Origin of the sequence: Thioalkalivibrio sp. AKL6, from assembly GCF_000376905.1 — a bacterium.
In the GTDB taxonomy this organism is placed as follows: domain Bacteria; phylum Pseudomonadota; class Gammaproteobacteria; order Ectothiorhodospirales; family Ectothiorhodospiraceae; genus Thioalkalivibrio; species Thioalkalivibrio versutus.
Genome location: NZ_AQXS01000007.1, coordinates 262,907 through 277,246, shown reverse-complemented (window position 1 = coordinate 277,246; position 14,340 = coordinate 262,907). Strand labels below are relative to the sequence as shown.

Annotated in this window: 10 protein-coding genes; 5 read left to right on the top strand and 5 right to left on the bottom strand. The window is 68.9% G+C overall.

The genetic code is table 11. From position 1 onward, the window contains the following. The first annotated feature begins 3 nt into the window (after nucleotides 1-3). Together D575_RS0102845 and D575_RS0102840 are read left to right on the top strand one after the other, a co-directional pair. Nucleotides 4-1,386 carry an HDOD domain-containing protein gene (locus D575_RS0102845; protein WP_018144401.1) on the top strand — a complete coding sequence of 461 codons (1,383 nt, stop codon included), beginning with the start codon at nucleotides 4-6 and terminating at the stop codon, nucleotides 1,384-1,386. Between the two features lie 169 nt (nucleotides 1,387-1,555). Continuing rightward, entirely contained in the window at nucleotides 1,556-3,121 is a 1,566-nt protein-coding gene (locus D575_RS0102840) for a PAS domain-containing methyl-accepting chemotaxis protein (protein WP_018144400.1), read from the top strand. Nucleotides 3,122-3,314: 193 nt separating this feature from the next. Here D575_RS0102840 and ispG read toward each other — a convergent pair whose 3' ends face one another. From ispG to D575_RS0102825, 3 genes are all read right to left on the bottom strand, one after another. Then, nucleotides 3,315-4,541, bottom strand: coding sequence for a flavodoxin-dependent (E)-4-hydroxy-3-methylbut-2-enyl-diphosphate synthase (ispG, locus tag D575_RS0102835; RefSeq protein WP_018144399.1), 1,227 nt, complete (start codon nucleotides 4,539-4,541; stop codon nucleotides 3,315-3,317). A 367-nt stretch (nucleotides 4,542-4,908) separates the two neighbouring features. Next, complete coding sequence (locus tag D575_RS0102830) at nucleotides 4,909-5,997, bottom strand: hypothetical protein (protein ID WP_018144398.1); 1,089 nt, start codon at nucleotides 5,995-5,997, stop codon at nucleotides 4,909-4,911. Nucleotides 5,998-6,051: 54 nt separating this feature from the next. Then, a complete protein-coding gene (locus tag D575_RS0102825) occupies nucleotides 6,052-6,906 on the bottom strand; it encodes a hypothetical protein (protein ID WP_026182025.1) in 855 nt (284 codons plus the stop codon). A 163-nt stretch (nucleotides 6,907-7,069) separates the two neighbouring features. Here D575_RS0102825 and D575_RS0102820 point away from each other — a divergent pair, with 163 nt between their 5' ends. Then, complete coding sequence (locus tag D575_RS0102820; protein WP_018144396.1) at nucleotides 7,070-7,687, top strand: TIGR02281 family clan AA aspartic protease; 618 nt, start codon at nucleotides 7,070-7,072, stop codon at nucleotides 7,685-7,687. A gap of 46 nt (nucleotides 7,688-7,733) precedes the next feature. Then, nucleotides 7,734-9,065, top strand: a complete 1,332-nt coding sequence (locus D575_RS0102815) for an MFS transporter (protein ID WP_018144395.1) — start codon at nucleotides 7,734-7,736, stop codon at nucleotides 9,063-9,065. Nucleotides 9,066-9,150: 85 nt separating this feature from the next. Here D575_RS0102815 and D575_RS0102810 read toward each other — a convergent pair whose 3' ends face one another. Together D575_RS0102810 and D575_RS0102805 are read right to left on the bottom strand one after the other, a co-directional pair. After that, the gene (locus D575_RS0102810; RefSeq protein WP_018144394.1) at nucleotides 9,151-12,339 is read right to left on the bottom strand and encodes an efflux RND transporter permease subunit; all 3,189 of its coding nucleotides are present in this window, start codon (nucleotides 12,337-12,339) and stop codon (nucleotides 9,151-9,153) included. After that, complete coding sequence (locus tag D575_RS0102805) at nucleotides 12,336-13,592, bottom strand: efflux RND transporter periplasmic adaptor subunit (protein ID WP_018144393.1); 1,257 nt, start codon at nucleotides 13,590-13,592, stop codon at nucleotides 12,336-12,338. Before D575_RS0102805 ends, D575_RS0102810 begins: the two co-directional genes overlap by 4 nt. Nucleotides 13,593-13,776: 184 nt before the next feature. On the opposite strand from D575_RS0102805, the gene D575_RS0102800 reads away from it, so the two are divergent. Then, on the top strand, nucleotides 13,777-14,331 hold the full coding sequence (locus D575_RS0102800; protein WP_018144392.1) for a copper chaperone PCu(A)C: 555 nt from the start codon (nucleotides 13,777-13,779) through the stop codon (nucleotides 14,329-14,331). Nucleotides 14,332-14,340: the final 9 nt, after the last annotated feature.

Sequence of the window (14,340 nt, the reverse complement as noted above, 5' to 3'; positions counted from 1 at the left end):
AGCATGTCCCTGGACAAGGACGCGCCCTACATGGACGAAGCCGCCCGCCTGACGGCCGTGGAATGGCCGATCCTCGAGGCGAGCGATGCGGTGTTTGCCGACCCCGACGCCCTGGTTGAGCGCTCGCTGCGCGAACTGGCGCGTTACGCCGAACGCGACCCCGGTCTGAGCCTGCGTCTGATCCTGCGTGCAAACCGTTCGCGCCGCGGCCTGCGCCAGGAAGTGCACGCGGTGGGGGACGCCATCGCCATGCTGGGGTTGCAGAACGTCCATCAGGAGGCGACTGCGGCGCCGCGCGTCGAGGATGTCGTTACCCAGCCGCAGGCTTATCGCGAGATGGCGGCGCAATCGCGGCTGGCGGCAATGATTGCGACCGAAATCGCAGGCGAGCGCCACGATACCGAGCCGGGCGAGCTGGCCCTGGCCGCCCTGCTGAATCAGCTCGGCCTGCTCGCCCTGCTGGTGGAGGGCGAGCCGCGCCTGGCCCGGCTGATGGAGATCCTCGAGCTGAATGCGCTTCCGGACGAGGCCAGTTACACCGCGCTGGGGTACGCAACGGACGATCTTTCGCGTGCGATGGCGGAACAAATGGAGCTGCCGGAACTGGTGCAGGGGACGCTGCGGGCGGTCAATGCGGCGCATCACCGGGCCTTTGAGGTGATGGTCGCGAGCGCCGTGGCCTGGCAGGTCTTTCGCGGCATGGATACCGCGCGCGGTGACCGCGACCTCGCGTTGCTGGCCGGGTTGATGGGTTTGACCGACAAGGAGGCCGCGGACCGGATCAGTGCGGTGATCGAGCGTTTCAACGCGGATGTCGCGGTCTATCATCGTGAACCGCTGGATCCGCAGATACCCGGGCGGGTCTGGCTGCGCGAGCCCCATCGGCCGCGCCTGGCCCTGATGCCGCGGGTCGACCTGCTGGAAGAGGGGATTGCCGCGCTCGAGAAAGAGCCGAACCGCGAGCTGCGCGTACGGCGGATGCTGCGGGTGATGCAGTTCGGTGTAGGCCTGAACCGGGTGGTTTTTGCCCGTCTGTCCCGGGATGGCGAGACGCTGCGCGCCGAGCACCTGGTCGGCACGCTGCACGAACCGGAGTTCAGTCACTTTGTGATCAACCGTGCGGCGCTCGGACCGTTGGCGCAGGTTCTGGATATGGACACGCCGCAGTGGTGGGACCGCAAGCGCATCCATGAGCAGATGCCCTCGGCGGTGCGCAAGCTGACCGGCGGGGTCGACTGCCTCGTCGCGCGCCTGTGCGATGGCGAGCGCGTGCTGGGCCTGGTCTACGCCGACCGGCGTTCGCGTGACCTGGAGCTGACCCCGTTCGCCTTCGAGGGCTTTCGGCGTGTGCTGGCCGCGGCAGCGCGGCCTGTTGAATCCCGGTAGGCCGCCGCCAGATGCGATTCAAGTTTGGGGCATCCGGGTCGATACATTCGTAAGAGCGAATATATTCGCCGGGGATCATCCTCGAGGGCGCGGGGCGCAGCGAACGGCCCGCGCGACTTTTGGTTGCCGGACACGTCCTGTTCGGCACACAAGAATAAGGAAGTACGGCATGCGCAAGAATCTTCCCGTCACCCAGGCGGAGTATTCGCTGGATCGGCATGGGGATCTGATCTCGGCCACGGACGAAAAAGGCCGCATTCGCTATGCGAACGACGACTTCGTCGCGGTCAGCGGCTTCGACTGCGCGGAGTTGGAGGGGGCCGCTCACAATATCGTGCGCCACCCGGATATGCCGGAGGCGGCCTACGCGAACATGTGGGAGACCCTGAAGGCCGACCGGGCCTGGATGGGGATCGTCAAGAATCGGCGCAAGAACGGCGACCACTACTGGGTGGACGCCTTTGTGACGCCGTCCTACGAGAATGGGCGCAAGACTGGCTACGAGTCGGTTCGGGCGATCCCCGAACGCGAATACGTCGCCCGCGCGGAAAAGGCGTATGCCGCGCTCAACCGGGGCCGGAGCTTCGCGCGGCGCTGGTACCACGGTCTCACCTGCCGTCTTGCGGGGACCTGGATGGTCGGTTTCCTGCTGGCGCTGGCGGTCGTGTTCCTTGCGCCCTCGCCGCTGGTCCAGGCGGGCCTCCTGGTATTGATCTTTGCCGTCGGCGGTATCGCGTCGCTGGCGTTCACCTCCGGCGTCCGGCAGGCGGTCACGCGCGCCCGGGAACAGTTCGACAACCCGGTGATGGAGGCGATCTACACTGGGCGCCGCGACGACAGCGCGTCACTCGAGCTGGTGCAGCATTTCGGCGAGGCGAAGCTGCGCACCGTGCTGGGACGGATCGAGGACAAGGCCGACGCGGTGAACGACGACGCCCACGCCATGGCCAGCAGCGTGGACCAGACTGCCTCCGGCGTGGAGCGCCAGCAAAACGAGATCGACCAGGTCGCCACGGCCATGAACGAGATGACTTCGACCATCCAGGAGATGGCGAGCAACTCCGCGCGCGCCGCCGAGGCCGCCAACAACGCCGAGAAGGAAACCGGTTCCGGGCAGGATGTCGTGAACGACACGGTTTCCGTGATCAACCGCATGGCAGCGGAAGTCGAGTCCACGGCCGAGAAGCTCGGCAAGCTGGAGGCGAGCACCGTGGAGATCGACAAGATTCTGAGTGTCATTCGCGAGATCGCCGAACAGACCAACCTGCTGGCGCTGAATGCCGCGATCGAGGCCGCCCGCGCCGGGGAACACGGCCGCGGGTTCGCCGTGGTGGCCGACGAGGTGCGCAGCCTGTCGCAGCGCACCGACGAATCCACGGTGACCATTCGCAATATGATCGAGAGCCTGCAGTCCGGGGCGCGCGAGGCCATGTCCGCGATGCGTGCCAGTCAGGAGCGGGCCGCTGACGGGGTGGAGAAGGCCCAGGCGGCGGGCGATTCACTGACCAGCATCCGCGAGGCCGTTGGTCAGATCACCGAGATGAACACCCAGATCGCCACCGCGGTCGAGGAACAAAGCGCGGTCTCCGAGGAGATCAACCGCAACGTGACGTCCATTCGCGACGTGGCCACCGAGACCGGTTCCGTCTCCGCCCATGCCCGCGACGCCAGCGCGCGGATGCAGGCCGAGGCCGCCGAACTGAAGGCGCTGATCCACCGGTTCGAACAGAAATAAGCCGAGCCTCGATCGGGCCGTTATCGACTCGGTAGGGGTTGGAACGGTGGCGTCGAGCCTGCGTGGCGATGGCGGGCGGAACCGCGTTGGCACGCAGTGGGCAGGATGCGTTGAGCGCAGCGAACCGCATCCTGCAAGTTCATGTGTCGGCAGAGGCCCTGATTTTCTCTGCGCCTCGTGGTGAACGGGAACGTCAGGCGGTCTGGCGGTAGCGGCGTTCGATGTAGGCCTCGACGCGGGCCTGGAATTCTTCGGCGATGCGGTCGCCCTTGAGGGTAACGGTCTTCTCGCCGTCCTCGTAGACCGGGGCGACCGGTTGTTCGCCGGTGCCGGGCAGGGAGATGCCGATGTTGGCGTGCTTGCTCTCGCCGGGGCCGTTGACCACGCAGCCCATCACCGCGACGGTCATCTCCTCCACGCCCGGATAGCGTTCCTTCCAGGTGGGCATCTGGTGGCGGATGTAGGTCTGGATGTCCTGCGCCAGATGCTGGAAGTACTCGCTGGAGGTGCGTCCGCAGCCGGGGCAGGCAACCACCGACGGCAGGAAACTGCGCAGCCCCATGCTCTGCAGGATCTCCTGCGCGACCAGGACTTCCTTAGTACGGTCGCCGCCGGGCTCCGGCGTCAGCGAGATACGGATGGTGTCGCCGATACCCTGTTGCAGTAGCACCGATAGCGCGGCCGTGGAGGCGACGATGCCCTTGGCCCCCATGCCGGCCTCGGTCAGGCCCAGATGCAGCGGGTAGTCGCAGCGCGCGGCCAGGTCCTGATAGACCGCGATCAGCGGTTGCACGCCGCTGACCTTGGCCGACAGGATGATGCGGTCATGCGGCAGGCCGATACGTTCGGCCTCGGCCGCGCTCTCGAGCGCCGAGGTGATCAGGGCCTCCTGCATCACCGCCTCGGGCGACAGGGGTTCGGTGCGCTCGTTGTTCGCGTCCATCATCCGTGCGAGCAGGGCCTGGTCGAGGCTGCCCCAGTTCACGCCGATGCGCACCGGCTTGTCGTACTCGCAGGCGGTCTCGATCATGGCCGCGTACTGGCTATCGCGCTTCGAGCCGCGCCCGACGTTGCCCGGGTTGATGCGCAGCTTGGCCAGCGCCTGCGCGCACTCCGGGTATTGAGTCAGCAGCTTGTGGCCGTTGAAGTGGAAGTCCCCGACCAGCGGCACGTCCAGTCCCATCGCATCCAGGCGTTCGCGGATCTCCGGTACGGCCTTCGCCGCGGCCTCGGAGTTCACCGTGATGCGTACGACCTCGGAGCCGGCGCGCGCGAGTTCCGCCACCTGCACGGCGGTGCGCAGGGCGTCCGCGGTGTCGGTATTGGTCATCGATTGCACCATCACCGGGTGGTCGCCGCCGACGGTGACGTTGCCGACGCGGACGGGGACGGTCTTGTGGCGCTTGGGAGTCGTATTCATCAGTAGGCGCGGGCGCGAGGTAACGGTGTGCGGAGTGTAACGCAGCACTGCTCGACTGCCGAGAAACTGCAGGCCCCAAGTCGTAATGCCCCCGTTGGCTGGCGGAGGGGCGTGTGGCCGAACGCCAGGGACATTGGCGCTGATGTCTCCTCTCCCCGTCATGGCGAGGCCCCGCAGGGGCCGTGGCCATCTCCTGACGCAGCCCCGACGCCGGGGCCGCTCGGGGAGATCGCCACGGCGCGGCGCGCCTCGCGATGACGGGCCTCGGAGCGCGGCAGGCGGTGGAGATCCCGGCTCTGCGCTTCGCTGCGGCAGGGATGACGGGGTGTTTGTGGCGTCCGGCGGCTCGGCGACCCGCAGGTGTGGGTCAGGGAATCAGGCCGGCCCTCCAGGGCTGGAAGGTGTTCTCGACCGCGGCGCGACTGGCCGCGTGCCGGGCCTCGACGCGCTCGGCAATGGCCTGCTGCCAGGCCAGGTGGGTCTCGGCGTGCAGGGCGTCCAGGGCCTCGTGCAGGGCCTGCTCCAGGTCTTCGCGGTGGCGGGTCTCGTCGAGCCGCAGAAGCAGCCAGTCCACGCCGATGATCGTGGCCCCGGCAGCGGTGATGCCACAGCCCAGCGAGAACGGACCGCTCCAGGCGCAGACCCCGGCACCAAGGGCGCCCGCGCGGCCGGCGCGACCGAGGCTGCGCGCCAGCCCCGCCTGCGTGGCGCGGGCGGCCAGCCGGGCCTGCACGGCGCGCGCGATCAACGGGGTCGCGAGCCCGGTGCCGGCGGCGGCCGTGGCCGCCAGGCCGGTGCGCTGATCGAAGCGCTCCAGGTCGATATCCAGCGCCGCGTGCAGGGCGTGGCCGCGTTCGATCTCGGCCGCTGAGGGCCCTCCGGCGCGCGGCGGTGGGTCCGGGATGCGCGCGTCCGCGAGGCGCTCGGCCAGCTCCAAACGCCAGGCGTCGCGAACCTGGCGTTGTTGCTCGTCCACGCCCCATTCGACGCGGGTCGCCAGGTCCCGCAGGGCGTGATCCCACAGCGCCTCGGGCAGCAGGCGCTCGCGCAGCATCCGCGCGGGGGCATCCGGTTCGGTGTCGCCCAGCCACTGGGTCCCGCGCAGCCACAGGCGCATGTATTCGGCGCCCAGCGAGTAGTACCAGTCCGCGACCTCGGGGACGCGGTCGTGCAGTTCCGCGAAGCGGGCATCGAGTTCGGCATCCACGCGGCCTTGCCAGTGCTCCCGGGCCTCGGCGTCGCCGGCCTCCAGCCATTCGAGCGTGAAGCGTTCGAGGCGGGTGAGGCGTTCTTGCTCGACCTGGTAGCGCTGCTCGCCGAGTTGCAGGGTCAGCGGAGCGGTCTCTTCCCAGTTACGGGGTTCGTGCTGGCTGGCTAGCCACAAAAGGCTGGTGCTGGCCAGTAGGGTCAGGACCAGCCAGGTCCAGGCCGTATGCCACCCCGCCGTCATCGCCATGGCCGGGTGCCGGTTGGGGCTTGCGGGATGCACGACGGCATGGCGGGGTCCGGGCTACTCGATGACGGGGGCGTTGCGCGGGTCGCCCAGGGTGTCGTTCGTCGGGCGCAGCGGCAGCAGGCCGTTGGCCAGCAGCAGGAAGCCGAGCGCCAGGAAGGCCTGTTCCGCGAGCACCAGCAGCCAGCCGAGCAGGGCCGGCAGGGATTCCACACCCTGCGGGAACCACTGCTGGCCCAGCCACAGGCGCAGGGCATCCTGGGCGGCCGCGAGTTGCAACCCGGCCTCCAGCAGATGGCTGCGCGCGGCCTCCTGATGGACCAGGAACCAGACCGCCTGTTCCAGCGTGGCGCCGGTCAGGTCGGGGTACCGGGCCTGCAGGGCCAGCGCCAGCAAGGTGACGATCAGCAGCAGGCCCGTGAGCCTCAGGGCCCCGCGGCGGACCAGTTCCGGTGCGAACTGCGGATGGGCATGGCCGCGCAACAGTCGGGCGAACAGGGCCTCGCTGATCACCAGCACGAAGCCGGCGACCAGCAGGGCGGCCCAGACCTCCTGTGTCGGGATGCGCGCGAGGGTGATCAGCAGCAGACCGCCCAGCAGCGCGCCGATGATCAGGTGACGCAGGGCCATCAGCGGCCCGCCCCGCAGGCGGCGAGGCCATTGGCTGGTCGGCTCCAGGTAGCCGCGCAGGAAGGCCGCGCGCCGTACCCGGTGGCGCCGGAAGCCGCCATGGGCGATCAGCAGGGTGACGCCGATCCACAGCGCCATCACCCCGGCCTCGGGCAGGACCCGCAGGTTCATGTGCATCAGCCACAGCCCGATTACCAGCAACGTCACAGTAAAGGCATGGCGCAGGGCGATATGCCGGCTCGGGAGTGGGCTGGACACGGCGGACGAGGATGAACGGGACACGGGGGCTCCAGAAGGATTATGCACGCCCTGATGGTAGCAGGCGCCGGGGGTGTCGCCTGGTGTTCCGGTTTCGTTCAGCCGGAGGCGCTATAACAGCGGCATGACTTGGACTCGTCTCGTTCGATACTGTTCGCCGGCCGTACTCGGTCTGGCGGTGTGGCTGATGCTGTGGTGGCCGGCCTCTGTAGCCGCAGAGGAACGACTGCGTCTGCATGCGGTGTTCGGGGATCGCGCGGTGCTGTCCGTGGGGGACGAGCGGGCCGTGGTCTCTACCGGCGAGACAGGGCCGGACGGGGTGCGGGTCCTGCGCACGCGCCCGGGCGCGGCCCTGGTGGAGTACGGCGGCCGACAGCATGAGCTGCGGGTGCAGCAACGGGCGGCCCCGGCGCGGCCGGTCGGGCCGGCGGAGGGGGGTGTCGAGGTGCGGGTGCATCGAGACTCGCGCGGCGACCACGCGCTGACCGCCGGGGTGAACGGCACGGCCGTTACCGTCGTCGTCGATGCGCAGGCTGACTCGGTGTTGCTGCGTGAGACCGATGCCGAGCAGGCCGGGATTGACGCCGATCAGGGGCGCTCGGTGCGCATCCGCGACGCCCGGGGTACGCAGCATGGGCAGCGCGTCCGGATCGAGCAGTTGCAGGTGGGCGCGCTACGCCGTTCGGGGGTCAGTGCGATCGTGTTGCCCGACGATGCGCTGCCGCGCTCGCGTCTGGGCCGCAGCTTCCTCGAGCACTTCGCGGTCGAAACGGACGGCGATGCCGTCGTGATCCGCGAGCGCTGAGGAGGTGGGTTAGCATGTGGCCCGTCATGACCCCCGAGATTCCTGCATGCCGCTGATTCGGCGCCACCCCGAGAACGCGCCCGCCCCCCGGCGCGAGATCTTCGGCTGGGCGATGTTCGACTTCGCCAATCAGGCCTACACCTTGTTGATCATCACGGTGATCTTCGGCGACCTGTTTACGCGCGTGATCGTCGGCGACGCCCCGGACTATCGCCTCGGTAACCTGCTGTGGAGCGTGGCCCTGGCGGTCAGCTACGCGATGGTGATCGTGGCCGCCCCGTTTGCCGGGGCGATCATGGATGCCACGGCCTCGCGCAAGCGCTTCCTCGCCGCCTCGTGGGTGCTGACGATCATCACCACCGCGTTGCTGTACTTCGTCGAGCCGGGGCTGGTGTTCTTCGGCATGGCGCTGATCATCGCCTCCAACTTCGGCTATGCCATCGGCGAGTCCTTCATCGCCAGCTTCCTGCCCGACCTGGGGCCACCGGAGAGGCTCGGCTGGATCTCGGGGTTGGGCTGGGGGCTCGGGTATATCGGCGGGTTGGTGGCAACGGCCTTTGCCCTGGGGCTTCTGGGCGAGGTGAGCGCGGAGAACTTCGAGCGCATTCGCTGGGTCGGGCCGTTCGCGGCCGCGTTCTTCCTGGTCTCGGCGCTGCCGACCTTCCTGTTCCTGAAGGAGCGCGGCACCCGGCGGCGCATGGCCCGCAACGTCCAGCTGGGGCTCGGCTGGAAGCGGGTGAAGGCCTCGCTGGTCACGCTGGGCGAGCGCCGCGACCTGCGCGCGCTGTTCGTCTCGATCTTCTTCATGATGGCCGGGATCTACATCATCATCGCCTTCACCTTCATCTACGGTGCGCAGGTGATCCAGTGGGACGAACCGACGCGCGTGATGATGTTCGTGGTGACCCAGATCACCGCGGTGATCGGTGCCGTGGGCTTCGGGTTCCTGCAGGACCGCGCGGGGCCGGTGCGCATCTATCGCATCACGCTGGTGCTTTGGGCCTTGGCGGTGCTGGCGATCTTCGCCACGCCGACCATCGCCCAGTGGCTGAGCGTGCTGCTGGGACGACCGGTGGAGGCGCAGATGGTGTTCCTCGGCGTCGGCATCCTGGCCGGGCTTTGCCTTGGCTCGGCGCAGTCCGCCGGGCGTGCGCTGGTGGCGCTGATGGTCCCGGCGCGCGAGGCCGGGCGCTGGTTTGGCTTCTGGGGGCTGTCGTCCAAGGCCGCGGCGATCTTCGGCCTGCTCGGCATCGGGCTGCTCCAGGTCTGGCTGGGCCTCGAGAACGCCATCCTGTTCTGCCTGTTCCTGTTCCTCGCCGGGCTGCTGGCGTCCATTCCCATCCGCCTCGCCGACCGCCGCCAGGCCGCGGCGGTTTGATTCGCCACGAAGCACACGAAGGTCCTTCTTCGTATCTTCGTGCGCTCCGTGGTGGTATTACAAAGCCACGGGTGGGCGCGGAGGGCTATTCGGTGGCGTGGTGGGTGGTGGTGGCGCCGCGATCGAAGCGGCCTTCGTAGAGGCGCAGCAGCGCGGGGATCACGAACAGCACCAGCACGGTGGCGATGGCCAGGCCGAAGACGATGGAGATCGCCATCGGGATCAGGAACTGGGCCTGGACCGAGCGTTCGAACAGCAGCGGGGTGAGGCCGGCGATGGTGGTGACCGAGGTCAGGATCACCGCGCGCAGGCGCTGGCAGGCGGCCTCGACGATCGCCTCCTGCAGGGCCAGCCCGGCCTCGCGCAGGCCCTGGTAGAAGCTCACCAGGATGATCGAGTTGTTGACCACGATCCCGGTCAGGCCGAACAGGCCGAACAGCGACAGGATGGTCAGCTCCACATTCAGGATCCAGTGTCCGAGCAGGGCGCCGAGGATGCCGAACGGGATGATCGCCATCACGATCAGTGGCCAGCCCCAGGAGCCGAACACCCAGGCCAGGGTGATGTACATCAGCCCCAGCGCCAGGATCAGGCCCGTGCGCATGTCGGCGAAGGTCTCGGCCTGGTCGGCTGCACGCCCCTCGAAGGAATACTCGATGCCGTAGCGTGCCGCGAGGTCGTCCAGCGGGCCGTCCTCCAGCGCGGCGCGGATGCGCGCGGCGTTGTTCACGCTGCGGTCGACCTCGGTGGAGACCTGGATGGCCAGGCGGGTGTCGGCATGGCGCAGGGTCTCGAAGCCCTGGCGCGAGCGCAGATCGACCACGCTGCCCAACGGGGCGAATTCGCCGCTCGGCAGGCGCAGGTTCAGTCGCTCCAGGCTCTCGCTGGAATGGCGCTCGTGATCCGGCAGGCGTACGCGCACCTCGACCTCTTCCAGCCCGTCCTGGTAGAGCTGGGCCAGGTGGCCGTCGAAGGCGTCGCGCAGCTGGGCACCGACCGATTCGGTGGTCAGGCCCAGGGCGCGGCCCTCCGGCTTGACCTGGAACACCAGCTGTTCGCGGCCGAACGGGGTGTCGTCGTTGGTGGCGAAGGTGCCGGCGAAGTCGTCGAAGATATCCGCCAGTTCCAGTGCCGCATTTTTCAACACATGCGGGTCGTCGCCGGTCAGGCGGACCTCCAGATCGCGTCCTGGCGGGCCGGTCTGGCGCTCGTCGATGCTGAAATTCTCGATGCCCGGGGCCTGGCGCACGCGCTCCTCCCAGGCCTGGATGAATTGGCGGTTGCGCACCTCGCGCTGTTCCGGCGATGCCAGTTCGACCTGGATGTTGCCGAACTGGTCGCCGCGTGGGGCGTTGCCGTCGCCGGGGTCGATCCCGCGCCCAAGCCGAGTCACCGAGGCGCGCACCAGGTCGCCGCCGAGCTCCTGTTCGGTCTCCGCCAGGGCCTCCTCGACGTGGATCAGGAAGGCCTCCACCCGCTCCGGCGGGGTGCCGGCGACGAAGTTGACGCCAGCGTTGACGATGGTGCCCTCCGGCGACGGGAAGAAGGTGAAGCCGATGCGCCCGCTGGCGGCCAGGCCGATGGCCAGGATCAGAGCGCCGACGGCCAAGGCAAGAGTGGTGCCGGAATGATTGACCGAGACCGTGACCGCGCGGCGGAAGGCGCCGTTGCGGAAGCCCTCGAAGCCGTTGTCGAAACGCTCGCGCAGGCTGCCCGGGCGCGGCGGCTTGAGCCGGTGCATCACGCCCTTGAGGTGGGCGGGCAGGATCAGGAAGGCGATCAGCAAGGTGGCGATGATCACGCAGATCACTACCAGCGGGATGTCGAACAGGATGTTGCCGATGATCCCCCCGATCAGCATCAGCGGCAGGAAGGCGGCGACCGTGGTCAGCGAGGCGGCGATCACCGGGCCGACCATGCGCCGGGCGCCGTCGCGCGCGGCGCGGCTGGCCGAGAGCCCGCGCTGGTGCAGGCTGTAGGCGTGCTCCGAGACCACGATGGCGTTGTCGACGATGATCCCCAGCGACATGATGAAGCCGAACAGCGAGATCATGTTGATCGAGCCGCCGACCACCCACAGCACCACGAAGGCGGCGGTGAACGCGATCGGGATGCCCAGTGCCACGCGCAGGGCGATGTGGCGGTTGAGGAACAGGAACAGGATCGCCAGGACGAGCAACAGGCCGCCCAGACCGTTTTTCAGCAGCAGCGTGATGCGCTCGGACAGGAGCTCCCAGAAGGCGTCGGTGACCTGCAGCTGGACCCCCGGTGGCAGGGCGGGGCGGGTCTCGGCCAGCCAGTCCTCCAGCACCTGGGCGGCGGCGAGGGAGTCGCCGGTCTCCGAGCGCAGCAGCTGCATCTCGATGGCCCGCTGGCCGTTGGCGCGGACGCGCACCTGGCCATCGCGGTGGCGCAGGTCCAGGGTCGCGATATCGCCCAGGGTCAGGCGCCCCAGCTCGCCATCGCCGCGCAGTACCAGGCGCTCGAAGCTGACGATGTCGCGCGCCTGCTCCAGGCTGCGGATCTGGCGCGCGGTGTCGTCGCGACCCACCGAGCCGGCCGGCAGGTCCTGCGCCATGGCGCGGATCTGCTCGCCGATGTCCGCGAGCGTCATGTCCAGGCGGTAGAGCGTTGCGGATGGCACCTGGATGGCCATCTCGTCCTCGGTCAGGCCGGTGAACTCGATGCGCGCGATGCCGGCATCCAGCAGTTCGCGTTCGAACTGACGCGCGAGGATGCGCAGTTGCTGCGGGTCCTCGGGGCCGGTCAGCAGCAACCGCGCCACCGGCTCGTAGCGGATGATGCGGGTGACCACCGGGGTCTCGGCGGCCTCTGGCAGGTTGCGCTGCTGGTTCACACGGTCGTTGACCTGCTCCAGCGCCAGGGTCATGTCGGTCCCGGCCTCGAACTCCATGGTGACCACGCCGATGCCCAGTGCCGAGGTGGAGGTCATGTTGCGCAGGCCGTCGACGGTGCGCAGGTCCTGCTCCAGCGGGTCGACGATGGCGCGTTCGACGTCCTCCGCGCTGGCCCCCGTCCAGGGCACTTCGACGGTCACGAAGTCGAGCTCGAAATTGGGGAAGAACTGGGTGTTCAGCTTGGTCAGGGCGAAGGCCCCGGCCAGCAGCATCAGTGCAATCAGCAGGTTGGCGGCGAGCCGATGCTCCAGGAACAGCTGGATCGGGCCGCGTGGAGGCCCGTCGTGTTCCTGCGCGCCGCCACCAGGCATGGGCTGCCCGGATTCCGGCGCGCTGCCGGTCTCCGATTCGCTCATCGGCCGGAATCCTGTTCTTCAACCTCGACCCGCAGGCCGTCCACGGCATTCGGCAGGCGGGTGGCGATCAGGGTGTCGCCAGCGGCGATCGCGTCGCTGCGGATCAGGGCGAGGGTGTTGCCGTCCGCGTCGATGAAGTCACCCAGACGGTCCACCTGCAGCGACTCCAGGCGGCCGTCGACCACGCGGAACACGCGGTCGCGCCCGAACAGGGACTCGAACGGAACGGCCAGGCTGTCGGGCTCCTCGGGCAGCTGCAGGCGCAACTCGACGAATCGATTCAGCGGTAGGCGCTGGCCGCCCGAGCGAACCTCGAACACCCCGCGCATCCCGGAGTCGCCGCTGCGGGTCTCGCCCTCCAGGCGCGCCAGCTCGGTCTCGATCTCGTGGCCGCCGACCGTCGCGTGCGCGGGGAGGGATGTGCCCTCCTGCAGCAACGCCTCCACTCGGGCGACCAAGTGCTCGGGGAGGCTGGCACGAATCTCCAGATCGTCCACGGCGTACAGCCGCAGCAGCGAATCTCCCGGACGCGCGCGCTCGCCAGTGGACACCTCGACGTCCACGATGCGGGCGTCGAAGGGGGCGCGGATGGTGGTGCGTTCCAGGTCGATCGCGGCCTGCGCCTCGGCGGCGCGGGCGCGCGCCAGGCGGGCCTCGGCCTGGGCCCGGCGCATCGGGGCATCGGCCACGGCCTGCTCGCGGCTGTCCACGGTGATGCTGGCCTGTTGCAGGCGTTCGCGCGCGGCATCGACGTCGGATTCGGAACCGAGATTGCGTCCGCGCAGGTCGCGGGCCCGTTCCAGGCCGCGTTCGGCAATCGCCAGCAGCTCGCGTTCGCGGCGCAGGGCCTCGCGGTCGAAGCGGGCGCGCAGTTCTTCGCTCTCGACCGCGCCTTCCAGTTCCTGGCGTTCGGCCTCGCGCTGGTCCAGCAGGAGCTGGGCCTCGCGCGGGTCAATGTGGACGAGGGCATCGCCCGACGCCACCCGCTGCCCCGCGCGCGCCGGCACGTCTTCGATCTCGCCCTCGACCGCGGCACGCAGCAGCGCATCGCGGGCGGACTGGCTGCGTCCGTTCAGCATGATGCCCGGGCGGTGGGTGCCGGGCTCGGCGGTCAGACCCTGCACCGGCCAGGTGCGTTCGCTGGCCTCCGGCGGCGGGGCCGAGGGCCCGGTCGCGCGCAGAATCATGAATCCCACCACCGCGACGGCGAGGATCAGGACAGGGAGGATGGCTCGGCGGAGGGCGCGCGGCATGGGTATCTCGATTTGTTCGCGGTACTGGCAAGCCGGGTATGGCTCGTCGCTTGGAGACGCGCGCGGGCCGGAGGTTCCCGCAGCGGGGCACATCATACCATCGCGGTTTGTGGGGGAACCCCCGCGGTTGCGGTCAGCCCCTATTGTGCCAATATTACGTTTTGCTTAAACGAGGATAAAGGCGATGAAGGGATCCAAGCGGTTTCTTGGCGGGCTTTTGGCGGCGGGTTTGCTGGCGGGCGGCGCCGCGGCTCCGGTCCTGGCCGAGGCGCCGCAGATCTGCGAGTGCCGCGATGGCCTGGAGATGGAGGGGACGCCGTGGATTCGTCTGATGCCGGGCGACATGACGGGGGGGTACTTCGTGCTCCGCAATAGCGGCGATCAGGATTATCGGATTGTTGCGGCGGAGGCGCCCATCGCGAAGGTGGTGGAGCTACACGAGCATGCCCATGTGGATGGCGTGATGCGCATGCGCCAGGTCGACGGCCTGGAACTCCCGGCTGGCGAGACCCTGGTGCTGGAGCCGGGCGGACTGCATCTGATGTTCATCGGCCTGCACGAGCCGCTGACGGCGGGGGACTGGATCCCGGTGCTCCTGGAGTTTGCCGACGGCGAAACCATAGCGATTCATGCCCGGGTGCAGCGGAGCGAGGGTGCCGGTGAGGGTCACCCCCGAGGGCACAACATGGACGGAGACGCTCGCGGCATGGACCACGGGGCCGGGCACGACGGGCACTGAAACGGACGC